This is a genomic window from Nocardia sp. CA-135398, assembly GCF_050955845.1.
In the GTDB taxonomy this organism is placed as follows: Bacteria; Actinomycetota; Actinomycetes; order Mycobacteriales; family Mycobacteriaceae; genus Nocardia.
Genome location: NZ_CP192084.1, coordinates 2,458,709 through 2,483,427 on the forward strand (window position 1 = coordinate 2,458,709; position 24,719 = coordinate 2,483,427).

The window sequence follows — 24,719 nt, forward strand, 5'->3', positions numbered from 1 at the left end:
ATCGCGGATCAACGTGTCGGTGGGGTGGGGGGCTTCGGCATGTCGGGCGGGGTGGGCATCGGGGGTAGACCGGGCGGCATTGGCATGTGTGGTGGCGTGCGGAATCCGACTGGCGGGGTGTGGAATCCGGGTGGAGCCGGGGGAACGACAGGTGGCGCCGGGGGAGTGGGTGGCGCCGGGAAGGGGCTCATCGGAGGCATCGGGCCGCTGAAGCGTTGGAAGGCCGCTTGGCGGGATGTGCCGAGCAGATCACCGATTTCGGCCCAGGTGTGGCCTTCTTCGCGGGCCTGGCGGGCCAGGGTGTGCAGGATGTCGTCGACGAGTCGACTGAGATTTCGGGTCGCGGTCAGCGCGGCAAGTACCGGCACGCTTGGCCTGCCCTCCTCCGGGCGCAGCACACCCACGACCAGTTCCGCATTGGCGGACAACAACTTTCCCAGCATCGCCCGCTCGTCCCGCGGGTCGACGCGCTGTTCTTCATCGGACATATGTAAAGCTGACTTGACATGCCTCGCTTTGTCAAGGTAGGATTTACATACTGGGTTGCGCAGGTATCTCGCTAGCAGTGCCAGCGAGCGGGCCGATCGCGGCGCGAGACGTGAGCACGCGCCTTCGAGGCGGACACGTTAGTTCGGGTCGGCTTCGATCAGGCTCTCTACTCGCGCTGAGCTCCGGTTCGCATGAGGATGTGGCCCCGAGTGTCCGCGCAGATGCGTCGCGCCCGCCCCGGTGAACCGGAACGGGCGCGAATTCCCAAGGGGCCGTTATTCGGATCGTCGATCAGCGGGGACCAGCGGAACTGCTGCCATGGCGAGTATCGCGGCCGACAGGTATGCCGCGGGGAATCCGCTTGCGGTGATCAGAGCGCCGAAAACCGGTGGTATAGCGGCCATTGCGAGGTTCTGGCCGGTGTTCTGGATACCCAGTCCGCGTCCACTCCAGAACGGTCCGGCGATCTCGGCGACCGCCGTGAAGGCCAAACCGTTATCGGAAACCGTGATGACCGACGCGGCGATCAGCAGCGGAATCGCGGCCCACCAAGCATGCGTCCATGCGGCTGAAGCCAAGGCGGCCATGGAGATTACGGCGGCGAAGGCGACGATGCGCAGTGGACCCAGTCGGCTGCCGACACGATCGGACCATGCGCCCGCGCCGATTCTTCCTAGGGCGCCGAGGAATTGGGTTCCGGTCACCAGAGCACCCGCCACGGGCAGCGACCAGCCAACGTCATCGTGCAACCACAATAATGCGAAAGTCCATACGGTCCCTTGGGGAATGCACAGCAGCACCGACACCGCGTGGATGCGCCACAGCGTGGAATCACCGCGATACGGGTTGGTCCGATCCGCCGCCGCGCCCGCGGGCCGTGGCGGATCGATGATTCCGATCAGGCAGCCCAGTGCGGCGACCCCCGCCATCACGGCGGGCACCAGAATGGCCGCCGAGACACCGTGCGCGGCCGCAACGGCCGGAATGCTGAGCGCGCCGATACCGACGCCGATGGGCTGTGCGGTCTGTCGAATGCCCATGGCCAGTCCGCGCCGCTGCGGCGCGAACCATCCGACGATCACTCGGCCGCTGGCGCCATTCGTACTCGCCGCGCCGACGCCGCCCAGGAACAGCACTGCGCCGAGCAGTACGTAATCGGAGACGGTAGCCGCCGCGATGCCCGCGCCGAACATCAGCAGCGGTCCGCCGACCAACACCTTGTGCTCGCCGATCCGGTCCACGACATATCCCCAGGCGATCAGCGTGCACACCAGCCCGACAGTCGGCATGGCCACCAGCAGCCCCGCGGTAGCCAGCGGCATGCCATCGGCCGTCAGCGCGGGCAGTAGAAATGGCACCCCATGGATGAAGACCGCGCTGGCGGCCTGCGCGAACACGCCGAGGCCGAGCATGGACCACCGTCGGATATCGCGCATCTGCGTCACGGTCGTAGCCATCGGCCTCACCTCTGAATCTCAAAGTGTGGGAATGTGTTCTCATTGTGTGAACATCGAGTCTCACCGTACACCCAGTGCGCAAGCGGATTCCGCTGTGGTTCTGTCGAACTGCTCACAGCGCGAGGTGGGGAACACGCCGCCGCGCGCGGTTCCGGACCGCTCGGTCGGGCGCGTTCGAGCAGGTCGAGGGCGGTCGATAGACTGCGGTGCATGCGTCTAGGTCGAATCGCCAGTCCCGATGGAGTCGCTTTCGTCAGCATCGAAGGGGAGGGGAGCGAGAGCGTCGCCAAGGAGATCGCGGAACATCCGTTCGGTACTCCGACATTCACCGGGCGGAGTTGGCCGCTGGCCGATGTGCGCCTGCTCGCGCCGATTCTGGCCAGCAAGGTGGTCTGCATCGGCAAGAACTACGCCGCGCACGCGGCCGAAATGGGCGGGGTCGCACCCGCGGATCCGGTGATCTTCATGAAGCCGAGCACCTCGATCATCGGCCCGAACGCGTCGATCGTATTGCCGCCCAGCTCATCCCAGGTCGACTACGAGGGCGAGCTGGCAATCGTCATCGGCCGTCCGTGCAAGGATGTGCCCGCCGCCCGCGCGCTTGATGTGGTGCTCGGTTACACCGTCGCCAACGATGTGACCGCGCGCGATCAGCAGAAGCACGACGGCCAGTGGACCCGGGGCAAGGGCTACGACACCTTCTGCCCGCTCGGCCCGTGGATCGAAACCTCGCTCGACCCTTCGGATCTGGAGATCGTCACCGAAGTCGACGGCGAGGTCCGCCAACGCAGCCGCACTTCGCTTCTGCTGCACGATATTCCGAAGTTCATCGAATGGGTGACCACGGTGATGACGCTGCTGCCCGGCGATGTGCTGCTCACCGGCACCCCGGAGGGCGTCGGCCCATTGCGGGCCGGGCAGAACGTCTCCGTGACCGTCGAGGGCATCGGAACCCTCACCAATCCTGTTGCCGCCAAGCGCTAGTCGAAAGAGAGCCATGACTGAAGTACGGGTCCGCTTCTGCCCGTCACCGACCGGAACGCCGCATGTCGGCCTGATCCGGACGGCGCTGTTCAATTGGGCGTACGCCCGCCACACCGGCGGCAAGTTCGTCTTCCGCATCGAAGATACCGATGCCGCACGCGATTCCGAAGAATCCTACGGTGCGATCCTGGACGCGCTGCGCTGGCTCGGCCTCACCTGGGACGAAGGACCGGAGGTCGGCGGGCCCTATGCGCCCTATCGGCAATCGCAGCGACGCGAGCTGCATATGGAGGTCGTGCGGAATTTGCTGGCGGCCGGTGAAGCGTATGAATCCTTCTCCACTCCCGAGGAAGTCGAGGCGCGCCACCGCGCCGCTGGCCGCGATCCGAAACTCGGCTACGACAACTACGACCGTGATCTCACGCCCGGTGAGATCGCGGCACATCGCGCCGCCGGACGCCCGGCGGTAATCCGGCTCCGAATGCCCGATGAAGACATCACCTGGCACGATCTGGTGCGCGGCGAAACCACCTTCAAAGCGGGTACCGTGCCCGATTTCGCACTCACTCGCGGTAATGGCGATCCGCTCTATACGCTGGTTAACCCGGTCGACGACGCATTGATGAAGATCACCCATGTGTTGCGCGGTGAGGACATTCTCTCGTCCACTCCACGTCAAATCGCGCTCTATGCGGCTATGCGCCGGATCGGCGTCGCGGAGTTCACTCCGGAGTTCGGTCATCTGCCGTTCGTGATGGGGCAGGGCAACAAGAAGTTGTCCAAGCGCGATCCGGAGTCGAATCTGTTCGTCCATCGGGATAGGGGATTCATCCCGGAGGGTTTGCTGAATTACCTGGCGCTACTCGGCTGGGGCATCGCGGAAGATCGCGATGTTTTCTCGATGGCGGAGATGGTGGCGGCCTTCGATATCTCGAAAGTGAATTCGAATCCGGCCCGTTTCGATCAGAAGAAGGCGGACGCGCTCAACGCCGAACACATCCGATTGCTGGAGCCGGGTGATTTCGCGCACCGCTTGCGTGAGTTCCTCACCGAACACGGCCACATCGGCGCCGACATCGACGACAAGTTGTTCGCCGCGGCCGCCGAACTGGTGCAAACCCGGATCGTGGTGTTGGCCGACGCGTGGGATCTGCTGCGTTTCTTGTTCGCGCCCGCGGAAGAGTTCGCGATTGATCCGGCAGCGGGGGCGAAGAACCTCGGTTCCGAAGCCACCCCGGTATTGGACGCCGCCATTTCCGCGCTGGAGCCGCTGACGGCCTGGACCACCTCCGCTATCGAGGATGCGCTCAAAACCGCGCTCATCGATGATCTGGGGCTCAAACCGCGCAAGGCGTTCGCACCAGTGCGAGTGGCAGTGACGGGTTCGCATATCAGCCCGCCGCTGTACGAATCGCTGGAGTTGCTCGGCCGCGAGACGAGCCTGGCCCGGCTGCGCTCGGCGCGGGACTGGACGGCACCGGCCTGAAAATCCCGCTGTGAGCGAAAAACAGGGCGTTGACCAGCCGATTTGTAGTAGACCGTATTCGGTTTGGTACTCTACTTCTCGGCTCGGAACAGGGCCTCGGGTCAGCCGGACACGAGGTCGAACGTCCTGGTCATTGGGGTATGGTGTAATTGGCAACACAGCTGATTCTGGTTCAGCCATTCTAGGTTCGAGTCCTGGTACCCCAGCGGAAATGTTGTTCTTCTCTCGGCGCGCGACCGAAAGTTGTTCAGCATCCGGCGATTTGGTCGCCGAGCTTCGGTCGGCTAAGCTAACCGAGCTTCCACTGATCGAAAGATCAACCGGAAAGATCACCCACTGAAATGTGGGGGATCGAGTCCTGGCCCCGTCGTCTAGCGGCCTAGGACGCCGCCCTCTCAAGGCGGTAGCGCGGGTTCGAATCCCGTCGGGGCTACAACGAGTGCAAGGCTCATGCTCACACAGAGCGTGAGCCTTTCTCGTTTTCGCATTGTTTTGTGGGGGTGAAACCCCCACACCCCCACCCGGGGGCTTCGCCCCCGGACCCCCGAGGCTGGCCGGGGGCTTCGCCCCGGAACAGGAGGACGGGGTGCCGTTGGGGAGTGCGGGTCTGTTTCCTTGCTGCTGGGGGTATTTGTGGTGGTGGGTGGGCTTGTTCCTGTGGGTGGAGTCTCGGCTGCTGGTCAGAGGGCTATGTCCGTGGGGCTGCCCTAAATCCCCGGCTGCCCTGAACCGGCGTTCCTGGGCTTTTCCTTGAACCCCGCCGCACGCAACGGCAGGTCAGGGTGCCAGTGGTAGATGGGTGGCGCTGCTGTGGCAGATGGCTGGGTCGGCATCGTGGCGTTGAGCAGAGCGCTAGTTTCTGGTGATCGGCTGTCGGGGGCGCGAGGCTCGGTGATACGGCAAAGGCCCTCCAGCGTTATCGCTGGAAGGCCTTTTTGCGGTCGGTGGGACTTCCTATCCGCTCTTGCGGCGGAACTCTCGCTTGTGGCTGGCGTTGCCGTGGGCGGAGGTTGCCTTGGAGCGGCCGTCGAGGTGGTTGTTCGACTTGGCGTGGTGCTGGTTTTTGCGCTCCAGCGCTTCCTTGAACTTGCGTTTGACGTCTTCGGCGCTCGGTGCCGCCTCGCCGTTGGAACTTTCCGCTTCCGCCATGTCTGCTCCTCGTCGTCGCGGCCGGGTGGCGCGCCAAGGGGCGTCGCCGCGCTGCCGATTCGGGTCGAACAAGATTGACGCTACTGTGCCGGGTGCGGCGTGTCAGGCGGATTTTGCCCGCGTGGCGCGATCAATCGAGGGGTTGGGCGGTGGTGCCGCCTAGAGGGAGTTGGGGGAGGCCGAGTTTGCGGTGGTCCCAGCTGCGCAGGCGGTCCGGGACGACGCGGACCGCTATGCGCTTGTTGAGCATCTGCTCGACGAGCGGGCGAACCTCTTCGCTGTAGGGGCCGGTGTAGCGCTCCCAGACGCTCACGCCGACGGCGAAGAGCTTGTCCGGATCATCGATGATCTCGGCATGGCCCTCGATGGAGACGCCGCGCAACTGGTCGTAGGTCTGGCCCGCCTCGACCATGCAGGTTACCCGGGGATCGCGGCGCAGATTCACCGCCTTTTGCGATTTGGCTTTGGTTTCGAACCAGATCTCGCCGTCGATCAGGCCGTACCACATCGCGGTCAGGTGCGGTGCGCCGTTCGGGCCGATGGTTGCCAGCGTCGCGATGCGGCTGCGCTGCAGGAATTCGGAAATCTCGGCGTCGGACATGACGATATGCGCCCGTTGGTTTACTCCCATGCGCACCAACCTTAGAGGTTCGAAACTAGAACGCGTTACAGCCGCTTGTGCAGTGCGTCCGCGGCGGCGACCAGGTCGGCCGCCCAGCGCGCGCCGGGTCGGCGGCCCATGCGATCGATCGGTCCGGATACCGAGACGGCCGCGACGACATGGCCAGCGGCGTCGCGAACGGGTGCGGAGACGCTGGCCACACCGCTGGCCCGCTCGGCGGCGCTCTGCGCCCAGCCGCGCTTGCGGACCTCGGCCAGCGCCCGCTCCCCGAAGACCGCATCGGCAAGGATGATGCGCTGCAGTTCCGGATCCGCCCAGGCCACCAGCACTTTCGCCGCCGAACCCGCGGTGAGCGGCAGCCGCGCCCCGATCGGCACGGTGTCGCGCAGGCCAACGGGCGGTTCCAGGGCGGCGATGCAGACCCGCGCATTGCCGTCTCGGCAGTAGATCTGGACGCTCTCGCCGGTGATCTCGCGTAGCCGCGGGAGAATGGCCGCAGCGGCCTCGTGCAGTGGATCGGTGGCCCCGGCGGCGAGTTCGGCGAGAGCGGGTCCGGGCCGCCAGAGCCCATTGTTGTCGCGGGCCAGCAACCGGTGTACCTCGAGCCCGACGGCCAGGCGATGGGCGGTTGCCCGGGGCAGGCCGGTGCGGGTGCACAGTTCGTTGAGACCGCATGGATGTTCCGCGACGGCATATAACACTGACACCGCTTTGTCGAGGACGCCGATACCGCTATGCTGTCTCATAGAACGATATTAGCGTCTCGGATACTGAGAAAGCCACTCCATGGTCTGCTCGCTCCGGACGCGTCGGAACAGCCAAAAACTTGTGCAGCCGTGAGCGCGCCTCAGCCCGGATCGCGTACCTCGGTTGCTCGTCGGAAAGGTGATCGAGAATGGCCGAGCGCCGCACACTGGCCGAGAAGGTGTGGGAGCAGCACGTTGTCGCCCGCGGAGCGGGCGAGGGCGCCTCGCGGGAGCCCGATCTGATCTACATCGATCTGCACCTCGTACACGAGGTGACCAGCCCGCAGGCCTTCGACGGACTCCGCGCCGCGGGCCGTCCGGTGCGTCGCCCCGATCTCACCATCGCGACCGAAGACCACAATGTCCCGACGGTCGATATCGATAAGCCGATCGCCGACCCCATTTCGCGTACCCAGGTCGAGACGCTGCGCCGCAATTGCGCGGAATTCGGTGTGCGCCTGCATCCGATGGGGGATCTGGATCAGGGCATCGTGCACGTCGTCGGGCCGCAATTGGGTCTGACCCAGCCCGGAATGACGGTGGTGTGCGGCGATAGCCACACCTCCACGCACGGCGCGTTCGGCGCGCTGGCCATGGGCATCGGCACCAGCGAGGTCGAACACGTCCTTGCCACGCAGACACTCTCGCTGCGCCCGTTCAAGACCATGGCGATCACCGTCGACGGTCAATTGCCGCCCGGTGTCACGAGTAAGGACCTGATTCTGGCCGTCATCGCCCAGATCGGTACCGGCGGCGGTCAGGGCTATGTGCTCGAGTATCGCGGGGAGGCAATTCGCGCCATGTCGATGGAGGCGCGAATGACGATCTGCAACATGTCGATCGAGGCGGGCGCGCGGGCCGGCATGATCGCTCCTGACGAAACCACCTATGAATTCCTCAAAGGACGCCCGCACGCGCCGCAGGGAGCCGACTGGGATGCCGCAGTGGCCGCCTGGGAGGCGCTGAAGACCGATGAGGGTGCCGTTTTCGACGCCGAGGTGCACATCGACGCCGCCGCGCTGAGCCCGTTCGTCACTTGGGGTACCAATCCGGGACAGGGAGCGCCACTGGGCGAGCAGGTGCCCGATCCCGCGCAGATTACCGACGAGACGGCGCGCGAGTCCGCGGAGAAAGCGTTGCGATACATGGATTTGGAGCCGGGTACTCCACTTCGTGATGTATCGGTCGACACCGTATTCGTCGGTTCGTGCACCAACGGACGCATCGAGGATTTGCGTGCGGTGGCCGGGATTTTGAAGGGCCGCCGCGTCGCCGACGGGGTGCGAATGTTGGTTGTACCGGGATCTATGCGGGTACGCGCCCAGGCGGAAAAAGAAGGACTGGGCGAGATTTTCACCGCGGCGGGCGCCGAATGGCGTCAGGCGGGCTGCTCGATGTGCTTGGGAATGAATCCCGATCAGCTGGCGCCGGGGCAGCGTTGCGCCTCGACTTCGAACCGTAACTTCGAGGGACGGCAGGGCAAAGGTGGCCGTACACACCTGGTTTCCCCGCTCGTAGCGGCCGCGACGGCGGTCCGCGGCACCCTGTCCTCGCCCGCGGATCTGGACTGATCGGCGCGCGGACGCCGTTGTGTCCGCGCCGATTCGTTGTTCCGGCCGCTGGCGACTGCGTGCAGGTCGCTCGAAACGACTGCCGTAGCGACTGCTTGCAGCTCGCTCGAAACGGCCAGCCCAAATCGTCTAATGACCTAGGAGAATCAGCAAATGGAAGCCTTCACCGTGCACAAGGGGATCGGCGTGCCGCTGCGCCGATCCAATGTCGACACCGATCAGATCATTCCGGCCGTGTACCTGAAGCGGGTGACGCGAACGGGATTCGAGGACGGACTGTTCGCAGCATGGCGATCGGATCCGGACTTCATTCTGAACACCGAACCGTATAACCGGGGCAGTGTGCTGGTGGCCGGTCCGGACTTCGGCACCGGATCCTCCCGCGAACACGCCGTATGGGCGCTGTCGGACTACGGCTTTCGCGTCGTCATCTCCGCACGCTTCGCCGACATCTTCCGCGGCAATGCGGGTAAGGGTGGACTGTTGGCCGCGCAGATGTCACAGAACGATGTCGAAATGCTCTGGAAGTTGCTCGAGGAACAGCCGGGTCTCGAATTGGTAGTAGACCTCGAGGCGCGCACCGTGACGGCCGGAACCGTCGTGTTGCCGTTCGATATTGATGACTACACGCGGTGGCGTCTGCTCGAAGGATTGGACGACATCGGGCTGACACTGCGGCGCAGTGACGTCATCGGCGAGTTCGAAAAGGCAAGGCCAAGTTGGAAACCCACAACGCTTCCGGCGCATATTTCGCGGGCGTAATCAGCCGGTAGCGATAGCTGCGTTCGCCTTGGGGCGGTAGCTGGACGTGTGCTAAACCACATGAATTTTGGCGTGGCACATAGACTCTTGCCCAAAGTGGGTTTACCGTGGTACCTAGTCGGTCCGACGACGGGCCATTAGTCTGCGGAGGATTCAATGAACAAGGCGGAACTGATCGACGTTCTGACCGAAAAGTTGGGTACGGACAGGCGCACGGCCACCGCGGCAGTCGAGCATGTGGTCGACACCATCGTGCGCGCGGTGCACAAGGGTCAGAGCGTCACAATCACCGGATTCGGTGTGTTCGAACAGCGTAAGCGTGCGGCTCGCGTCGCGCGGAACCCGCGTACCGGCGAAACCGTGAAGGTGAAGCCCACTTCGGTGCCAGCGTTCCGTCCGGGCGCGCAGTTCAAAGCCGTCATCGCGGGTAAGCAGAAGCTGACCGCGAGCGGCCCTGCGGTAAAGCGCGGCGCGAATGCGCCGGTGGCAGCCAAGAAGGCGGCCGCGAAGAAGACGGCGGCGAAGAAGACCGCCGCCAAGAAGACGACCGCCACCAAGGCGCCCGCGAAGAAGACGGCGGCCAAGAAGGCCCCGGCAAAGACGACGGCGCGCAAGGCAACTGCCACCAAGACGGCCGCGAAGAAGGCACCCGCCAAGAAGACCGCCGCCACGAAGGCTACAGCGGCCAAGAAGTCGACGACGGCGGCCAAGAAGACCACCGCCGCCAAGAAGACGGTCGCGAAGAAGGCACCCGCCAAGAAGACCGCGGCCAAGAAGGCTCCGGCCCGGCGCGCGCGCTGACGCTGAAGGTGTAGTGCCACCGGGTGGTTCGGCTCCGCTAGGCGGGATCACTCGCAGTACCGACTCGAAACGGCCCCGAGGTTCGCCTCGGGGCCGTTTCGGCTCTCTGCGTCCGGGTCCGGTGTCGAGAAGCGACCGTATGACGGGCGGGCGTCAGGACTTGACGATGGCGTCCGACAGTGACCGGTCGAGGTGGTCGGCGGCGACCAGTCGACCCGAGGCGAACGACAGTACCCACACGCTGCCCTTGCGGTTGCGCGCGGACGGCAGCGTAATGCCGTCCCGATCGGCCCACCACCGCAGCAGATCGGGAATTACCTTGCCCTGACTGCACAGAACGCGCACCGCATGATCCGACACCAGTGCGATGGCGCGTTGGCGAGCCTTGTCCGGCGCTGCGGCATAAGCGGTTTCGGAGAAATCCGGTTCGATGTTGATGGGTGCGCCGAGTTTTTCCGCCAGCGGTTCCACCGTCTGGACGCAGCGCTCCGGATCGGCCGAATAGATCTCGGATGCACCGAATGCCAGCAGATTCGGGACCAACGCCGCGGCTTGGGCCCGTCCGGCCCGCTCCAGTGGGCGCTGTTCGTCCGGTCCATCGAATCGGTGCCTGCTGCCCGCCTTGGCGTGCCGAACCACGAGCAGCGTGGCGGTGGCCGCGGGCAGGCGGATGAAGGCGCGCATCACCTGTCGGTCCATCGGATACGACAACTGGTCCATCACCCGGTCCAAGGTGTGCCAGGACAGCACATCGACCTCGGAATTGGCGCTGAATTCACCGCCGGAGACCTCGGCGGACCAATAGTCGACCCGCTTGAGTTTCCGATGCCCCGGTATCGGATATGTGACGTGCCCGAGGTAGCGGCTGAGGTGGCAGTCGAGGCCGGTCTCCTCGCGGACCTCACGCACGGCGGCGAGCACCGGCGTCTCGCCCGGATCGAGTTTGCCTTTCGGCAGCGACCAATCCTGATACTTGGGCCGATGTACCACGGCGATCTCGATGGCGCCGGAACCTGCGGCCGCTCTGCGCCACAGCACCGCACCGGCGGCGTGAATGTTGGCCGTTATCCGAGGATCCCAGAACGGTCCCCCGTTCATTTCGTATCCCGTTGTACCGCTCACGACTGCGCCTCGCCGGCGCTCGGCTCCGTCGTGCGCGATTGCGTGCTGTGTTGATGGTTCACTCGCTGCGCTCGCTCACTGCTGATCGGGTCTCCGCACTCGCATCATGAATTGCTGGTGGTCACGCACCTCGACGCCGTTGCGATCGGCGCCATCGGGCGAGGCATGCCAGCTGCCGTCGTCCTGGAGTACCCAGCAGCGGGTGGTCGGATACAGCGCGGAGTCGAATACCGAGCCCAATTGCTCGCACAGCTTCGGATCCTTTACCTGCGCCATGACTTCGACGCGCCGGTCCAGATTCCGGTGCATCATGTCGGCGCTGCCGATCCAGTATTGGTCCTGTGCCTGGAAGTGCATGATCCGCGAATGCTCCAGGAAGCGGCCGAGAATCGAGCGCACCTCGATGTTCTCGCTCATTCCCTCGACACCGGGTCGCAGACCGCAGATGCCGCGCACCACGATCTGCACCTGCACACCGGCCTGAGAAGCTCGGTAGAGCGCGTCGATGACTTGCTCGTCGACAATTGCATTGGCCTTCATCCGGATTCGCGCCGGGACGCCCTGCTGTGCCAACTCGATCTCGCGCTGGATCCGTTCGATGATCCCGGCGCGCACACCCTGCGGTGCGACAAGCAGGTTGCGGTAGTTGGCCTTCCGCGAGTAACCGGTCAGCGAATTGAACAGATCGGTCAGATCGGCGCCGATTTCCGGTGCCGCGGTGAGCAACCCGACGTCCTCGTAGAGACGTGCGGTCTTCGGGTTGTAGTTGCCGGTGCCGATATGGCAATAGCGACGGATGGTCGAACCCTCGCGGCGCACCACCAGGCAGGTCTTGCAGTGCGTCTTGAGGCCGATGAGTCCATAGACCACATGCACGCCCGCCTGCTCCAGCGCGCGGGCCCATTTGATGTTGGCCTGTTCGTCGAAGCGCGCCTTGATCTCGACCAGCGCGACGACCTGTTTACCCGCCTCTGCCGCGTCGATGAGCGCGTTCACGATCGGCGAGTCACCGGAGGTGCGGTACAGCGTCTGCTTGATCGCGAGCACCTGCGGGTCGGCGGCGGCCTGTTCGATGAAGCGCTGCACGCTGGTGGAAAACGAGTCGTAGGGGTGGTGCACCAGCACATCGCCCTCGCGCAGCGCCTGGAAGACATTGCGCGGGGTTTCGCGCTCGCCGAACGCGGGCGGCGTCGCGGGCACATACGGTGCGTCCTTGAGATTGGGCCGGTCCACGCCGTACACCTGCCACAGGCAGGACAGGTCGAGCAGACCGGGCACCTGGATCACATCGCCGGGATCGACCTCGAGCTCGCGCAGCAGCAGATCGAGCATGTGCTCGGTCATATCGTCGGAGACCTCTAATCGAACCGGCGAACCGAAGCGGCGACGGGCGAGTTCGCGTTCCAGCGCCTGCAGCAGATCCTCGTCGCGATCCTCGTCGACCTCGAAATCGGCATTGCGGGTGATCCGGAACGAGTGATGTTCAACCACCTTCATACCGGGGAACAGCAGATCGAGGTGCGCGGCGATCAGTGCTTCCATCGGCAGGAAGGCCGCGACCGCGGAGCCGGACTCGTTGCGCCGCACGCGAATGAAGCGATCGACGTTGTCGGGCACCTTGACGCGGGCGAAATGCTCACCGCCGGTGGAGGCATCCTTCACCGTCACCGCGAGGTTGAGACTCAGGCCGCTGATGTAGGGGAACGGGTGCGCCGGATCCACCGCGAGCGGGGTGAGCACCGGAAATACCTGATCCTGGAAGTAGCCCGAGAGTCGTTGGCGCTCATCGTCATCCAGATCGGACCAATCGATGACGGAAATGCCGTCCGCGGTCAGCGCGGGCAGGACCGAGTCGAGGAAGACGCGGGCATGCCGGTCGGCGATCTCCTGGGCGCGCGCCGTGATCAACTCCAATTGTTCGGTGGGCGAACGGCCGTCGGCCGAACGCACCGAAAGTCCGGTCTCCGCACGGCGTTTGAGACCGGCGACGCGGACCATATAGAACTCGTCCAGATTCGAGGCGAAGATCGCAAGGAATTTGGCGCGCTCCAACAGCGGCAGCGACGCATCCTCGGCAAGCGCGAGCACTCGGGTGTTGAAGTCGAGCCAGCTGAGTTCGCGGTTCAGGTAGCGATCACGTGGCAACCGCTGCGCGCCGGCATCCTCGGCGGGCGGTGTCGCGGCGGGCAGTGCGGTCGGCAGCACTTGTTGTTTGACGGTTTCGATATCGCTCATGCCCGCGCCTCGCTGGCACGCGGCACCGACATGCGCGACGCACGCTGGTTCCGGAATCGCTTGCTTCGCTCACTCACGTCAACGATCATCCCTTACGAACCGGGCCCTGTGCAGCCCGACAGCAGCATTGCCGTGCGTATCACGCCGGATGTGGCGACCGGCTAGCACACCCGGCGTACCCGCTCGTTAACGCGAATCGGCCAACCGATGTCGTGCAGGACAGCACCTGTCGAATCGCCCGCGCCGAGTTCGACGGCGCGGTCCAGATCCTCGGCGGTATCGACGTCGAGCCGCAATCCGGGCCAGTCACCGTGCAGATCGACCGCGCCCGCGGCGATGTGCCGACGCGCTGAACCGGGGCCGAAGCGCGGATCCAGCGGTGCGACGGTATCGCGGACCACCAGCGCGGCGGTGCCGCTGCCCGCGTGGTCGACGACGACCGATCGAACGCCCTCCGGCGCGGTGGTCAGCATGTCCGAAAGTTCGTCGGGGCGCAGGGCGGGTAGATCCGCCTGCAGGGCCAGCAGTTCGACCGGGCCGTGCCGGTGCCGCAATGCGGCGGCGGCATCGGTGAGCGCGGTATTCAGGCCATCCGGATCGGTCGCGTCGATCACCCGGCGGGGTTCGGGATGGACCACCGCGCCGAGCGTGCGCGCCAGGTCGGCGACAACCGGATCCGGGGTCACCACGGTGACCGACGCGATCCGTGGCACCGCGACGGCGGCGGACACGGTATCGGCGAGCATGGCGAGCACCAGCCGGGCCCGGTGTTCCGGGCGCAGTCGATCGGCCAGGCGGCTCTTGGCCCGATCGAGACTCTTGACTGCGATCACAGCGTGCAGCGCATGCATGGTCTTGATCCTTCCATGAGTCGTTCCATGGCATATTGGGCAGATGACGAGGGCGGCAGTGCTGGGCGCGGGATCATGGGGGACCGCGTTCGCGAAGGTGTTGGCGGACGCGGGAACCGACGTCACGATCTGGGCCAGGCGGCCCGAGGTTGCCAAGGCGCTGGCTACCGAACATCGCAATCCGTTCTATCTGCCCGAGGTGCAGTTACCCAGCGTGGCGGCCACCCACGATCACGTCGAGGCGCTCGACGGCGCCGATATAGTCGTGCTCGCCGTTCCGTCCCAATCCCTGCGCGCGAATCTCGAGACGTGGCGGGACTCGATCGGACCGGACGCCGCGCTGCTGAGTCTGGCCAAGGGCATCGAGACCGGCACGCTGTTGCGGATGAGTCAGGTCATCGGTGCGGTCACCGGTGCCGACGAAAGCCGCATCGCGGTGCTGTCCGGCCCGAATCTGGCCAAGGAGATCGCGGCCGAGCAACCCGCGGCCACCGTGATCGCCTGCACCGATGCCGCGCGAGCGGTCGCATTGCAGCAGGCCTGCGCCAACGGCTATTTCCGGCCCTACACCAATACCGATGTGATCGGCTGCGAGATCGGTGGGGCGTGCAAGAACGTCATCGCACTGGCCTGCGGCATCGCCTCGGGGATGGGGTTGGGCGACAACTCGATAGCCAGCCTGATCACCCGCGGCCTGGCCGAGATCATCCGGCTCGGTGTCGCACTCGGCGCTGAGCCGGTCACTCTGGCCGGACTGGCCGGGGTCGGCGATCTGGTCGCCACCTGTACCTCGCCGCTGTCACGCAACCGGTCGTTCGGGCATGTGCTCGGGGCTGGCGGGTCCATGGAGGCGGCCCAGGAGGCCACCCATGGTCAGGTCGCCGAAGGTGTGAAGTCGTGCACATCGGTTCGGGCGCTCGCCGCGGCGCACAATGTCGAGATGCCGCTCACCACCTCGGTGCACCAGGTATGCCATGAGGGACTTTCGGTGCGCGAGGCGGTCGGCAATCTGCTGGGTCGGCGGATCAAACCGGAATAGGGGCGAACGCGGGCGCGAGGTTGGTTCGGCATCCATAACGGGTACGGTTCGGTGCATGACGAACCGGATCAGGGTTGCTGTGGTGTTCGGCGGGCGCAGTAACGAGCACGCCGTCTCGTGTGTGTCGGCCGGCAGCGTGCTGCGCAACCTCGATCCGGAAAAGTACGAGGCCGTGCCCATCGGCATCACCCGCGACGGCGCCTGGGTGCTCGGTGGTTCCGAGGTGGCGGCGCTCGGGTTCAAGGACAATGCGCTGCCCGCCGTCGACAGCAGCGGCACCGCGTTGACGCTGGCCGCCGATCCGAGCCGGTCCGGTTCGCTGGTCGCGCTGGACGACCCGAGCGCGGCTCTCGGATCGGTGGATGTGGTGTTCCCGATCCTGCACGGCCCGTTCGGTGAGGACGGCACGCTGCAGGGCATGCTCGAACTGGCCGGGGTGCCGTATGTGGGGCCGGGCGTGCTGGCCAGCGCGGCGGGCATGGATAAGGAATTCACCAAGAAGCTGCTCGCCGCGGAGGGGCTGCCGATCGGGCGGCAGGTGGTGCTGCGGCGCGGGACCGACACGCTGGACGCGGAAGATCGGGCGCTGCTCGGCCTGCCGGTATTCGTCAAACCCGCGCGCGGTGGTTCCTCGATCGGCATCACCAAGGTCACCGACTGGAGCGAGTTGGACGCGGCGATCTCGACGGCGCGCGAACACGATCCGAAGGTGATCGTCGAGGCGGGCATTGTCGGACGCGAAGTCGAATGCGGCGTGCTGGAATTCCCGGACGGGCAGGTGGCGGCCAGTGTGGTCGCCGAGATCCGGATGCCGGAGGCCGATCCGGCCGCGCCGGAGTTCTACGACTTCGACACCAAATATCTCGACGATGTCTGCGAATTCGATGTTCCGGCGAAGCTGGACGACGAAGTGTCCGACAGCGTCAGGGAACTCGCGGTGCGGGCGTTCAAAGCGCTTGACTGCCAAGGGTTGGCGCGGGTGGACTTCTTCGTCACGGCGCAGGGACCGGTGATCAACGAGATCAATACAATGCCCGGGTTCACCTCGATTTCCATGTATCCGCGGATGTGGGAGGCGACCGGAATCGACTACCGGGCACTGGTTTCCACGCTGATCGAGACGGCGCTCGCCCGGGGTACCGGGTTGCGGTGAGCGACGCTCGCCCTGTCGGCCAGCACTCGGCTCGCGAGTACACACTGTGTGGTGACGTGGGGCGTGAACGTCAGTTCGGCAGCGGTCCGGGATCGATCGGCCGGGCGGGTAGTTTCGCGGTGATCGTGTCCGAAACTCCTTGCAGCGGAGTGGGGCCGGAGCCGTCGGGGACGGTCAGCGCGATATAGGTTTCGCGGTCGACGGCGAACCAGGTGCTGGCCTTGGCGGCCGCATCGCGGACCTCGAACCATTGCACGCCGTTGACGATCTGCAACGACGATGCGCGGTTGAACTCCAAAGGTCGTTCCAAACCGCAGCGCAATACGATGGCGTCGCCGCCGTCCTTGCGCTGCCAGGCGCGGGTCGCGGGGGGAGCCGGTTCCACCAGCGTGGATTTGGAGTAGTCGCCGAGATCGACAGGCAGCGCGGGCAGCAGGGCGGTGCACGCGGGTCCGTCCGCGGCGGGGGCGGGGACCGGCCCGAGGACCAACGGTTCGCGTTCGGTCGGCGCACGGTGGGCCAGCACTGCGGCGACCAGAACGGCGACGACCAGCACGACCGGGAGTGCGACTGCGGTCGCGATCAGCGCGGGCGGGTAGCCGCCGGGTTCGTCAGCGGGTTCGGAGCTCGCGGACTCGGCATCGGCGTCCCCGGATGAGGGTGTTGCGGAGTCGGCGGGTTCGGCATCGGCGGGCTCGGCTGAGGCTGCCGCGGGTTCGGCATCAGCGGCTGAGGTCTTCGTGGGCTCGGTGGGCTCGCTGTTGGTGGGCTGGGCTGAGGCTGTTGTGGAGTCGGCGGGCTCGGCGTCTTTCGACAACTCGGCCTTCGACGACTCCGCCTCCGACGAATCGCGGTTCGACGACTCCGCCGCCATGCTCACCGGTCCTTCCTGTTCGCGCTGGTGGGGCCCGGTCACCTGCGGGTATGGATGCCGCGTACCGGCCTGGTAGTACTCGATTGCCCTGGAAAGGGTACCCTCGGGGCGATTTCAGCCGAGTACGACGCCGGGAAGGGACCAGGTCATCAGCGAAGGCACACGGCCGAAGACAGTGCGTGAGCTGGGGGAGTTCGCACTGATCGAGCGGATCAACACCGGACGGGTGCAGGCGCCCGGCGTGCTGCTCGGCCCGGGTGACGACGCCGCCGTGGTGGCCGCCCCGGACGGTCGTTTCGTGGTCACGACCGACATGCTGGTCCAAGACCGGCATTTCCGGCTCGACTGGTCCGATCCGCGCGATATCGGGCGCAAGGCGATCGCGCAGAACGCCGCCGATGTGGTCGCGATGGGAGCCGTGCCGACCGCATTCGTGGTGGCGTTCGGCTGTCCGGCCGATACACCGGTCGAGCTGGTGGACGGACTCACCGACGGGATGTGGGCCGAGGCGAGCCGTGCGGGCGGCTCCATCGCCGGTGGCGATGTGGTGCGCAGCCCGCAGCTGGTCATCTCGGTCACCGCCTTCGGCGATCTGGACGGCCGCGCGCCGATTACCAGAGCCGGTGCGCGCGTGGGGGATACGGTCGCGGTGGTCGGCCGACTCGGCTGGTCCGCGGCCGGGTTGGCGGTGCTGACCGGCGGATTCGATCCGACAGCAGAACTCTTCGCCGAAGTGCTTGCGGCCCATCGCGTCCCGCAGCCGCCCTATTCGTCGGTGCTGGCCGTGGTGGCCGATTCCGATGCCGGAGTGGAGTACTCGGGTGCCGGCCAGGCGGAAGGAGTACTCGGTTCAGAGCACATCGGGGTGACGGATCAGTCGAACGCGACGGAGTTCGGGACCGAAGGCATCATCGGGTCTCCCACCGAATGGCCCGCGATTCCCACCGCGCTCACCGATATCTCGGACGGATTACTCGCGGATTTGGGCCATATCGCCGAGGCGTCCGGCGTCGCCATCGATCTGCACTCGAAGACATTGCGCGATCCGGCGCTGGCGACGATCGCGCGGCGTCTGGATGCCGATGCGGCGCAATGGATTCTGACCGGCGGCGAGGATCACGCCTTCGTCGGAACCTGGCCCGCGCACCGGGATCTGCCGCCCGGCTGGATGCCGATCGGACGGGTGCTGGCAGGTCACGGCGTCACCGTCGACGGTGTGCGGCAGCCGGGCAACGCGGGCTGGGAATCGTTCAGCGGGGTGGACTCGGCATCCGAGCCCGAGCCACGATAGGTTGTGCGGTCATGGGCGCGAAACCACTGACGGAAATCATGGATCCGGGTTGGGCGATGGCTCTCGAACCGGTTGCGGCACAGATCTCGGCGATGGGTGAATTCCTGCGTGCGGAGAATGCCGCGGGCCGCGGTTATCTACCGGCCGGTGACAATGTGCTGCGTGCCTTTCAGCGTCCGTTCGACGCGGTGCGTGTGCTCATTGTCGGCCAGGACCCGTATCCGACGCCCGGGCATCCGATGGGCCTGAGTTTCTCTGTCGCCCCGGATGTTTCGCCGGTGCCGCGCAGCCTCGCGAATATCTTCGCCGAATACAGTAAGGACCTCGGCTACCAGACGCCGTCCAATGGCGACCTGAGCCCGTGGTCGGATAAAGGCGTGCTGCTGCTGAACCGAGTTCTGACCGTTTCGCCGGGCCAGCCCGCCTCGCACCGCGGCAAAGGCTGGGAAGCGGTGACCGACCAGGCGATTCGCGCGCTGGTGGCCCGGGACGAGCCGCTGGTCGCGATCCTGTGGGGTCGTGACGCGCAGACGCTGAAACCGCAGCTCGCCGCGGCCGAAGTGCCCTATATCGAATCCGTGCACCCGTCGCCCTTGTCGGCCTCGCGCGGTTTTTTTGGTTCGCGCCCCTTCTCACGAGTGAATGAACTGCTCGACGAATTGGGTGCCGAACCTGTTGACTGGCGCCTGCCCTAGATCCCGGGCGTCGAGGTAAAACACAGTAGAGGAGCACAATTTCATGCAGAACAAGACCGTTCGCGGCGCATTGCGCGGCACCACCGCCACGCTGGCCCTGTGCGCGGCCCTGGCCGGCGGCAGTGCGGCGGCGAATGCGGCCGGATTGCCGCTCGAGCCCGCCACGGAGACCTCCGCGCCGAAAACCGCCGCTCCGGTCGGCGAGGAATTCACCTCCAATGGCTCCTCGACCATCTCGTCCTCGGTGAATGCCAAGGTCGCCTGCCTGCTGCAGAACACCATCAGCGCGCAGGGCAAGTGGGACTGCTGAGGTCCCATTGACCGGGGCTCCCATGAGCTCCAGCGGTAACTGTGCGATCCTCGGATCGTGAGTAATGCGAACAACCTTCTCGATCCCATCCGGTTGCGACTGCGCGGTTCGGATGGGATCGAGCTGGCCGCCGACCAGTTCGGTCCGGCGGACGGCCCGCTCGTCCTGTTTCTGCACGGTGGCGGTCAGACCAGACACTCGTGGAAGCAGACCGGTGCGAAGCTGGCCGCCGCGGGGATGCGGGTCGTCACGCTGGACGCGCGCGGCCACGGCGACAGCGCCTGGTCGCCGAATGCCGATTACCGCCGCGCCACGATGGTCGCGGATCTCGTCGCGGTCCTCGAACAGCTGGCTGCTCCCGCGGTCGTGGTCGGTGCGAGCATGGGCGGGATCACCGGCCTGCTCACCACCGCGGATCCGGGCGGCGCGGCGATCACCGCCCTGGTGCTGGTCGATATCGTCACCCGTCCCGAACCCGCCGGTGTCGCGCGGGTGATCGACTTCCTCGGCAAACATCGCGACGGCTTCGACAGTCTCGAGCAGGCCGCCGACGCGGTCGCGGAATATATGCCGCATCGGCCACGACCGAAGAACACCGACGGTCTGCTGCGCAATCTGCGCCAGCGTGACGGTCGCTGGTACTGGCATTGGGATCCGGATATGCTCGGCCACCGCGTCGAGGACGCGAGCGAAATGGTGCAGCAGTTGGAGGCGGCCGCGCGGGCACTCACCATTCCCGTGCTGTTGGTGCGCGGCATGCAATCCGATGTGGTGACACCGGAAGGCGCCGCGGAATTCCAGGCATTGGTGCCGCATGCGCAGCTGATCGAAATCGGCGGCGCGGCGCATACCGCGGCCGGTGACGACAATGATTCGTTCACCGACGCGGTCGCGAAATTCGTGCTCCAGGTGCGCGGTTAGTTCCGGTAATCGGGCTTGCGCTTTTCGACGAAGGCGTCGACGCCCTCGCGCCCGGCCGGGCTGTTCGCCGCGGCGCTGATGGCATCGCGCTCGTAGTCGAGCTGATCGCTCAGCGTCGACGAATTCGACCGTGCCAGTAGCGATTTGATGCTCGCGTAGGCGGATCTCGGTCCGGCGGCGAGGGTTCGGGCCACATTCAGTGCCTCGGTCTGCACCTGCTCGTCATCGACGAGCCGACTCAGGATGCCGAGCCGCACCGCCGTTTCGGCATCGAGAATGGCGTCGGTGAGCAGGATTTCGCGGGCGCGTCCGGCGCCGACGATCCGCGGCAGCGTCCACGACATGCCGCCGTCCGGGCTCAACGCGATGCCCGGATAAGCCGGGCGCAGTTTGGTGTTCGGACCGCCGATCGCGATATCGGCCGCGCACACCAGGCTCATCCCGGCTCCGGCCGCCCAGCCCTGCACTCCGGCGACGACGGGCACGATGGTCTCGTCGAGTGCCCGCACGAATTCGTGCAGATCCGTCGCGAGACCGTAGATATGACCGGCCCGATCCTCGGCCGCCGCGAACCCGCGCACATTGCCACCCGCGGAGAAGTTCGGCCCGGCACCGGTCAACAGCACGGCCCCGATCTCGCGGCTCGCGGAGCGCAGTGCCTCGGTGCCCGCGTTGACGCCCGCGAAGTCCAGGGAGGTGCCGTTCGCGGCGGTCGAGATGGTGATCTGGAGTACGCCGTCGACGACGGTGACGTACTCGGTGTGCGTGGAAGTCATGGCCAGCACATTAGCTCTGCGCGGGCTTGCGGTCAGAGGCGCACCATGCGGACCTCGACGGCGGGGGTGAAGGCCTCGATGCGGCTGGTGCCGTCGAGTTCGAAGCCGTGTTTGCGGTAAAAGGCCTGGGCGCGTGGGTTTTTCTCGAACACCCAGAGCGAGCACGGTATGTCGGGTGGAACGGCCGCGCTGATGAGATCGTGAGCGACGCCGGTGCCGTACCAGGCGGCGCGGACGTAGAGAGCGTTGAGTTCTGTTGGGGTGACCGGTGCTTCGTCGCGTGCCGCGCTCGCGCACGAGAAGCCGATCACCTCATCGTCGACGAGGGCGACGTAGGCGCAGCCCGGGTTGCGGACCCGGACGCGTTCCCATTGCTCCGCGCGCCGTTCGACCTCGAACGCATCCAGTATGTGGTCGGGGACCAGGCCGCGATAGGCCTCCCGCCAGCAGGCGATATGGCATTCGGCGACGCCGTGGACGTATTCGGCGGTGAGTGGGGCTATGCGCCAGGCGGGCTGGGTCATGCAGACCATCGTTGTCGAGGGAGGTCGTCGATGACCAGGGGCCCGCAGATGACTACGCCCCGAGCACCTGAAGGTGTCGGGGCGTATGTCGGTCTCTGGGAAATCAGCCGCGAACGACCTTGCCCGCCTTCAGGCAGGAGGTGCACACGTTCATGCGGCGGGTGTTGCCCGGCGCGACCTGAGCGCGCACGGTCTGGATGTTCGGGTTCCAACGACGGTTGGTACGCCGGTGCGAGTGCGAGACCGACTTCCCGAAGCCGGGGCCCTTGGCGCAGACGTCGCAGACGGCAGCCATAGTCGCGAACTCCTTCATGTCATGTGGGGACTGCTGCACATCGGCGGCATGTCCGGAAACAATGTCTTAATGCCCTGCCGACTCACGTCGGCCAGCGCGAACCCTCTCGGCCGCGCTAGGCAACCCTGCAAGGGTAGCTGGCGGCGTCCGGATCCACCAAACCGGGTCATGGAATGACGACCCGTGGGCACACCCGATGGTAGTGGATCGGTGTCGCCGATCGACTGTCGGTATCGCCAGCTAACCTGGCCAACGGTGGCAGAACCTTTCGAGCGATCTGCCAGCAGTCGCTCGGGTGTTGGTGGCATGGCGGTGTGATCGATCGCGGAGAGAGGTGGCGGTGCCCGGAGTGCGGGACATGATGGGCGATGGCCCCGACGCTGGGCTGCCTGCCGTTGCCGGGGCGGATGAACTGAACGGCGCGGCCCTACTGCGCTGGGGCCGAATCTGCCTCGAAGCACTGCAGCAGCGGCGCGAGGAGATCAACGCCCTCAACGTCTTCCCCATCGCCGACGCCGACACGGGTACCAACATGCTCGCCACCATGCGAGCGGCCATGCAGGCCGCGGATGCCGCAGTGTTCTCCGCGTCCGGGGCCGAGCGATCGGATCGCCCCGAGTCCGACGATTCCGCGGCGGACGGCGGGGTGGTCGGTGATGCCGCGAGTTCGGCTGCCCGGCTGCCCGCTGGTCCGGGGGTGTACGGCGGGGCGGCGAGTACCGATGCTGGAGCGGCGTCGTGTGGCGAGTTCGCGGACCGAGCTATAGCCACGAACGGCGTCGATCGCCGGAGCGTGCCTGATCCTGCGGAGCGCGGGCACGAGCGATCGAGTCGTTTCGCGGTCGGTAATGCAGGGGACGCCGGGGTGGTCGGTGGTGCCTCGACATCGGACGCCGCGGCGTCGCGGGAGAAGTTCGCAGGCGAATCGCTCTCGACGCATGATGTGGCGGCGGCTATGGCGCGTGGGGCGACGCTCGGGGCGCGTGGGAATTCCGGGATCATCCTGTCGCAGGTCTTGCGGGGGATTGCCGAGGCGGCGCGCGGTGGGCCGCTGACGGCGCAGACGTTGCGTGCGGCGCTGGCCACGGCATCGGCGCTGGTGCGGGAATCATTGAGTGTGCCGGTCGAGGGGACCATTCTCACTGTCCTGGAGCGGGCCGCGGAGTGTGCCGCGGCCTGTCCGGAATCCGCGCTGGCCGAGGTGGCGGTGGCGGCGGCCGACGGTGCCGCCGAGGCGCTCGGTGATACGCCCGCCCAACTCGGCGTGCTGCGCGAGGCGGGGGTGGTCGATGCGGGTGCGCGCGGGTTGGTCGTGCTGCTCGACAGTCTGGTCGCGGTCACCCTCGGCGAGACTCCCGATCGGCCGGAATATGCGCGCGGCGAATTCGCCTTCGGCGGCGACCAGGCAAGTGTCGACCACGCCGCGGCGCATACCGCACCGCGCGCTGCTGCCGGGCCGCACGGCAGCTGCGCCGAACCGCTGGACAATGGCGACCCGCACTTCGAGGTGATGTATCTCCTCTCCGACACCGACGACCAACGAATCGCCCGCCTCCGCGACCGCCTCGCCGACCTCGGCGACTCCGTCGTGGTCGTCGGTGACGGTGCGGGCTCCTGGTCCGCCCACGTCCACTGCGCCGACGCCGGTGCCGCCGTAGAAGCAGGCATTGCCACCGGCACCCTCAGCGCCATCCGCATCGAAAGCTTCACCATCACCGCCCGACCCAGTCCCGCGCCTTCCGGCGCGACCGCGCACTCCGGCTCCGGCGTAACTTCGCGCGCCGACATAACCGCCGATGTCGCGGGTCGCACAAACGCCACGCAGCCTGGCGGCATCAGACACACCGATGCGTCCGCGCGTGCCGAAGCTCCCTGCGCGCCAACCGGATCCGATCACGACGGTCCCGCGGATCGCGCGGTACTGGCTGTCGCCTCGGGCGGCGGCGCGGCGGCGCTGTTCGAGGCCGGGGGCGCGGTGGTGCTCGGCGGCGACGGGTCGGTGACCAGTGCGGCGCTGCTGGCCGCGATTCGGCAGTTGCCGAATCGGGAGGTGTTGGTATTGCCGAATGGTGCGCTGCCCGCGCACGAATTGGTTGCGGTCGGTGTTGCGGCTCGTGACGCGTATCGGAACGTGTTGTTATTGCCGAGCGGGTCCATGGTGCAGGGCTTGGCGGCACTCGCTGTGCACGATTGCGGCCGGATCGCGGTGGACGACGCGTTCGCCATGTCGGAGGCCGCGGCCGCGACCCGCTGGGGATCATTGCGTGCCGCGACAGAGCGGGCGCTCACCATGGTCGGCACCTGCGAGGCCGGTGATGGGCTCGGTCTGGTCGGTCATGATGTCGTGGTGATCGAGCGGGACGCGCCGAGTGCCGGGCGGACCCTGCTCGACCGGATGCTCGCCTTCGGTGGTGAGCTGGTCACTCTGCTCATGGGTGTGGCCGCCCCGGCCGAACTCGCGGACGAACTGGCCGCGCATATCGCGAACGGCTACCCCGGCGTCGAGGTGAGCGTGTATTCCGGTGGGCAGCAAGCGGATCTGGTGCAGATAGGGGTGGAATAGGAG

At 66.3% G+C, this 24,719-nt stretch carries 24 protein-coding genes and 2 tRNA genes; 14 read left to right on the top strand and 12 right to left on the bottom strand.

All coding sequences use genetic code 11. The features are described 5' to 3' along the window. Window positions 1-8 precede the first annotated feature (8 nt). Complete coding sequence (locus ACQP1T_RS10865; RefSeq protein ID WP_433759816.1) at window positions 9-488, bottom strand: hypothetical protein; 480 nt, start codon at window positions 486-488, stop codon at window positions 9-11. A gap of 276 nt (window positions 489-764) precedes the next feature. Continuing rightward, a complete protein-coding gene (locus ACQP1T_RS10870) occupies window positions 765-1,946 on the bottom strand; it encodes an MFS transporter (RefSeq protein WP_433759817.1) in 1,182 nt (393 codons plus the stop codon). Window positions 1,947-2,156: 210 nt separating this feature from the next. Between ACQP1T_RS10870 and ACQP1T_RS10875 the strand changes: the two genes are divergently transcribed. The 4 genes from ACQP1T_RS10875 (at window position 2,157) to ACQP1T_RS10890 (ending at window position 4,849) form a co-directional block, all read left to right on the top strand. After that, complete coding sequence (locus ACQP1T_RS10875; protein ID WP_062984767.1) at window positions 2,157-2,930, top strand: fumarylacetoacetate hydrolase family protein; 774 nt, start codon at window positions 2,157-2,159, stop codon at window positions 2,928-2,930. 13 nt (window positions 2,931-2,943) lie between these two features. Further along, window positions 2,944-4,416: a glutamate--tRNA ligase gene (gene gltX / locus ACQP1T_RS10880; RefSeq protein ID WP_433759818.1), complete on the top strand. Its 1,473-nt coding sequence runs from the start codon at window positions 2,944-2,946 to the stop codon at window positions 4,414-4,416. Between the two features lie 134 nt (window positions 4,417-4,550). Next, a tRNA-Gln gene (locus ACQP1T_RS10885) sits at window positions 4,551-4,622 on the top strand. A 154-nt stretch (window positions 4,623-4,776) separates the two neighbouring features. Next, a tRNA-Glu gene (locus tag ACQP1T_RS10890) sits at window positions 4,777-4,849 on the top strand. Between the two features lie 521 nt (window positions 4,850-5,370). Here the strand turns inward: ACQP1T_RS10890 and ACQP1T_RS10895 are convergent. The 3 genes from ACQP1T_RS10895 to ACQP1T_RS10905 form a co-directional block, all read right to left on the bottom strand. Beyond that, a complete protein-coding gene (locus ACQP1T_RS10895) occupies window positions 5,371-5,565 on the bottom strand; it encodes a DUF5302 domain-containing protein (protein WP_433759819.1) in 195 nt (64 codons plus the stop codon). A gap of 130 nt (window positions 5,566-5,695) precedes the next feature. Continuing rightward, window positions 5,696-6,196 carry a pyridoxamine 5'-phosphate oxidase family protein gene (locus ACQP1T_RS10900; RefSeq protein WP_433759820.1) on the bottom strand — a complete coding sequence of 167 codons (501 nt, stop codon included), beginning with the start codon at window positions 6,194-6,196 and terminating at the stop codon, window positions 5,696-5,698. Window positions 6,197-6,231: 35 nt separating this feature from the next. After that, on the bottom strand, window positions 6,232-6,933 hold the full coding sequence (locus ACQP1T_RS10905) for an IclR family transcriptional regulator (RefSeq protein ID WP_062984757.1): 702 nt from the start codon (window positions 6,931-6,933) through the stop codon (window positions 6,232-6,234). Window positions 6,934-7,082: 149 nt separating this feature from the next. On the opposite strand from ACQP1T_RS10905, the gene leuC reads away from it, so the two are divergent. The 3 genes from leuC (at window position 7,083) to ACQP1T_RS10920 (ending at window position 10,067) form a co-directional block, all read left to right on the top strand. Then, window positions 7,083-8,504, top strand: coding sequence for a 3-isopropylmalate dehydratase large subunit (leuC, locus tag ACQP1T_RS10910; RefSeq protein ID WP_433759821.1), 1,422 nt, complete (start codon window positions 7,083-7,085; stop codon window positions 8,502-8,504). A 153-nt stretch (window positions 8,505-8,657) separates the two neighbouring features. Next, window positions 8,658-9,266 carry a 3-isopropylmalate dehydratase small subunit gene (gene leuD / locus ACQP1T_RS10915; protein WP_433759822.1) on the top strand — a complete coding sequence of 203 codons (609 nt, stop codon included), beginning with the start codon at window positions 8,658-8,660 and terminating at the stop codon, window positions 9,264-9,266. Window positions 9,267-9,422: 156 nt separating this feature from the next. Continuing rightward, the gene (locus ACQP1T_RS10920) at window positions 9,423-10,067 is read left to right on the top strand and encodes an HU family DNA-binding protein (RefSeq protein WP_433759823.1); all 645 of its coding nucleotides are present in this window, start codon (window positions 9,423-9,425) and stop codon (window positions 10,065-10,067) included. A 153-nt stretch (window positions 10,068-10,220) separates the two neighbouring features. On the opposite strand, the gene ACQP1T_RS10925 is transcribed toward ACQP1T_RS10920, so the two are convergent. The 3 genes from ACQP1T_RS10925 to cofC all read right to left on the bottom strand — a co-directional run bounded on the left by ACQP1T_RS10925 (window position 10,221) and on the right by cofC (window position 14,275). Next, entirely contained in the window at window positions 10,221-11,165 is a 945-nt protein-coding gene (locus ACQP1T_RS10925) for an NUDIX hydrolase (protein ID WP_433762135.1), read from the bottom strand. 99 nt (window positions 11,166-11,264) lie between these two features. After that, window positions 11,265-13,424, bottom strand: coding sequence for an RNA degradosome polyphosphate kinase (locus ACQP1T_RS10930; RefSeq protein WP_433759824.1), 2,160 nt, complete (start codon window positions 13,422-13,424; stop codon window positions 11,265-11,267). Window positions 13,425-13,585: 161 nt separating this feature from the next. After that, the gene (gene cofC, locus ACQP1T_RS10935) at window positions 13,586-14,275 is read right to left on the bottom strand and encodes a 2-phospho-L-lactate guanylyltransferase (protein WP_433759825.1); all 690 of its coding nucleotides are present in this window, start codon (window positions 14,273-14,275) and stop codon (window positions 13,586-13,588) included. A gap of 43 nt (window positions 14,276-14,318) precedes the next feature. Between cofC and ACQP1T_RS10940 the strand changes: the two genes are divergently transcribed. Next, window positions 14,319-15,314 carry an NAD(P)H-dependent glycerol-3-phosphate dehydrogenase gene (locus tag ACQP1T_RS10940; protein WP_433759826.1) on the top strand — a complete coding sequence of 332 codons (996 nt, stop codon included), beginning with the start codon at window positions 14,319-14,321 and terminating at the stop codon, window positions 15,312-15,314. A gap of 55 nt (window positions 15,315-15,369) precedes the next feature. Further along, the gene (locus tag ACQP1T_RS10945; RefSeq protein ID WP_433759827.1) at window positions 15,370-16,467 is read left to right on the top strand and encodes a D-alanine--D-alanine ligase family protein; all 1,098 of its coding nucleotides are present in this window, start codon (window positions 15,370-15,372) and stop codon (window positions 16,465-16,467) included. Between the two features lie 70 nt (window positions 16,468-16,537). Here ACQP1T_RS10945 and ACQP1T_RS10950 read toward each other — a convergent pair whose 3' ends face one another. Beyond that, window positions 16,538-17,341: a DUF3515 domain-containing protein gene (locus ACQP1T_RS10950; RefSeq protein ID WP_433762137.1), complete on the bottom strand. Its 804-nt coding sequence runs from the start codon at window positions 17,339-17,341 to the stop codon at window positions 16,538-16,540. Between the two features lie 175 nt (window positions 17,342-17,516). On the opposite strand from ACQP1T_RS10950, the gene thiL reads away from it, so the two are divergent. Genes thiL through ACQP1T_RS10970 form a run of 4 tightly spaced genes read left to right on the top strand, consistent with a single transcriptional unit; the run spans window position 17,517 to window position 20,558 of the window. After that, window positions 17,517-18,632: a thiamine-phosphate kinase gene (gene thiL, locus ACQP1T_RS10955; protein WP_433759828.1), complete on the top strand. Its 1,116-nt coding sequence runs from the start codon at window positions 17,517-17,519 to the stop codon at window positions 18,630-18,632. A gap of 11 nt (window positions 18,633-18,643) precedes the next feature. Continuing rightward, window positions 18,644-19,327: a uracil-DNA glycosylase gene (locus tag ACQP1T_RS10960; RefSeq protein WP_433759829.1), complete on the top strand. Its 684-nt coding sequence runs from the start codon at window positions 18,644-18,646 to the stop codon at window positions 19,325-19,327. A 43-nt stretch (window positions 19,328-19,370) separates the two neighbouring features. After that, window positions 19,371-19,637, top strand: coding sequence for a hypothetical protein (locus tag ACQP1T_RS10965; protein WP_040693471.1), 267 nt, complete (start codon window positions 19,371-19,373; stop codon window positions 19,635-19,637). A gap of 57 nt (window positions 19,638-19,694) precedes the next feature. Beyond that, window positions 19,695-20,558, top strand: a complete 864-nt coding sequence (locus ACQP1T_RS10970) for an alpha/beta fold hydrolase (protein WP_433759830.1) — start codon at window positions 19,695-19,697, stop codon at window positions 20,556-20,558. Here the strand turns inward: ACQP1T_RS10970 and ACQP1T_RS10975 are convergent. The 3 genes from ACQP1T_RS10975 to rpmB all read right to left on the bottom strand — a co-directional run bounded on the left by ACQP1T_RS10975 (window position 20,555) and on the right by rpmB (window position 22,153). Then, window positions 20,555-21,334 (bottom strand): enoyl-CoA hydratase/isomerase family protein, encoded by a 780-nt coding sequence (locus ACQP1T_RS10975; protein WP_433759831.1) that lies wholly within the window; start codon window positions 21,332-21,334, stop codon window positions 20,555-20,557. The genes ACQP1T_RS10970 and ACQP1T_RS10975 overlap by 4 nt on opposite strands. Before the next feature lie 32 nt (window positions 21,335-21,366). Further along, window positions 21,367-21,858: an N-acetyltransferase family protein gene (locus tag ACQP1T_RS10980; protein WP_433759832.1), complete on the bottom strand. Its 492-nt coding sequence runs from the start codon at window positions 21,856-21,858 to the stop codon at window positions 21,367-21,369. A gap of 103 nt (window positions 21,859-21,961) precedes the next feature. Next, window positions 21,962-22,153 carry a 50S ribosomal protein L28 gene (gene rpmB / locus ACQP1T_RS10985; protein WP_011210730.1) on the bottom strand — a complete coding sequence of 64 codons (192 nt, stop codon included), beginning with the start codon at window positions 22,151-22,153 and terminating at the stop codon, window positions 21,962-21,964. 361 nt (window positions 22,154-22,514) lie between these two features. Between rpmB and ACQP1T_RS10990 the strand changes: the two genes are divergently transcribed. Beyond that, window positions 22,515-24,716, top strand: coding sequence for a DAK2 domain-containing protein (locus ACQP1T_RS10990; RefSeq protein ID WP_433762138.1), 2,202 nt, complete (start codon window positions 22,515-22,517; stop codon window positions 24,714-24,716). Window positions 24,717-24,719: the final 3 nt, after the last annotated feature.

Coding starts and splice junctions, on each gene's coding strand:
- ACQP1T_RS10875 (WP_062984767.1), top strand. CDS start 2,157: ATGCGTCTAGGTCGAATCGCCAGTCCCGATGGAGTCGCTTTCGTCAGC.
- rpmB (WP_011210730.1), bottom strand. CDS start 22,153: ATGGCTGCCGTCTGCGACGTCTGCGCCAAGGGCCCCGGCTTCGGGAAG.
- ACQP1T_RS10965 (WP_040693471.1), top strand. CDS start 19,371: ATGCAGAACAAGACCGTTCGCGGCGCATTGCGCGGCACCACCGCCACG.
- cofC (WP_433759825.1), bottom strand. CDS start 14,275: ATGCATGCGCTGCACGCTGTGATCGCAGTCAAGAGTCTCGATCGGGCC.
- ACQP1T_RS10960 (WP_433759829.1), top strand. CDS start 18,644: ATGGGCGCGAAACCACTGACGGAAATCATGGATCCGGGTTGGGCGATG.
- ACQP1T_RS10950 (WP_433762137.1), bottom strand. CDS start 17,341: ATGGCGGCGGAGTCGTCGAACCGCGATTCGTCGGAGGCGGAGTCGTCG.
- ACQP1T_RS10900 (WP_433759820.1), bottom strand. CDS start 6,196: ATGGGAGTAAACCAACGGGCGCATATCGTCATGTCCGACGCCGAGATT.
- ACQP1T_RS10870 (WP_433759817.1), bottom strand. CDS start 1,946: ATGGCTACGACCGTGACGCAGATGCGCGATATCCGACGGTGGTCCATG.
- ACQP1T_RS10945 (WP_433759827.1), top strand. CDS start 15,370: ATGACGAACCGGATCAGGGTTGCTGTGGTGTTCGGCGGGCGCAGTAAC.
- ACQP1T_RS10865 (WP_433759816.1), bottom strand. CDS start 488: ATGTCCGATGAAGAACAGCGCGTCGACCCGCGGGACGAGCGGGCGATG.
- ACQP1T_RS10925 (WP_433762135.1), bottom strand. CDS start 11,165: ATGAACGGGGGACCGTTCTGGGATCCTCGGATAACGGCCAACATTCAC.
- gltX (WP_433759818.1), top strand. CDS start 2,944: ATGACTGAAGTACGGGTCCGCTTCTGCCCGTCACCGACCGGAACGCCG.
- leuD (WP_433759822.1), top strand. CDS start 8,658: ATGGAAGCCTTCACCGTGCACAAGGGGATCGGCGTGCCGCTGCGCCGA.
- ACQP1T_RS10930 (WP_433759824.1), bottom strand. CDS start 13,424: ATGAGCGATATCGAAACCGTCAAACAACAAGTGCTGCCGACCGCACTG.
- ACQP1T_RS10920 (WP_433759823.1), top strand. CDS start 9,423: ATGAACAAGGCGGAACTGATCGACGTTCTGACCGAAAAGTTGGGTACG.
- ACQP1T_RS10990 (WP_433762138.1), top strand. CDS start 22,515: ATGGGCGATGGCCCCGACGCTGGGCTGCCTGCCGTTGCCGGGGCGGAT.
- ACQP1T_RS10980 (WP_433759832.1), bottom strand. CDS start 21,858: ATGACCCAGCCCGCCTGGCGCATAGCCCCACTCACCGCCGAATACGTC.
- ACQP1T_RS10905 (WP_062984757.1), bottom strand. CDS start 6,933: ATGAGACAGCATAGCGGTATCGGCGTCCTCGACAAAGCGGTGTCAGTG.
- leuC (WP_433759821.1), top strand. CDS start 7,083: ATGGCCGAGCGCCGCACACTGGCCGAGAAGGTGTGGGAGCAGCACGTT.
- ACQP1T_RS10975 (WP_433759831.1), bottom strand. CDS start 21,334: ATGACTTCCACGCACACCGAGTACGTCACCGTCGTCGACGGCGTACTC.
- ACQP1T_RS10895 (WP_433759819.1), bottom strand. CDS start 5,565: ATGGCGGAAGCGGAAAGTTCCAACGGCGAGGCGGCACCGAGCGCCGAA.
- ACQP1T_RS10940 (WP_433759826.1), top strand. CDS start 14,319: ATGACGAGGGCGGCAGTGCTGGGCGCGGGATCATGGGGGACCGCGTTC.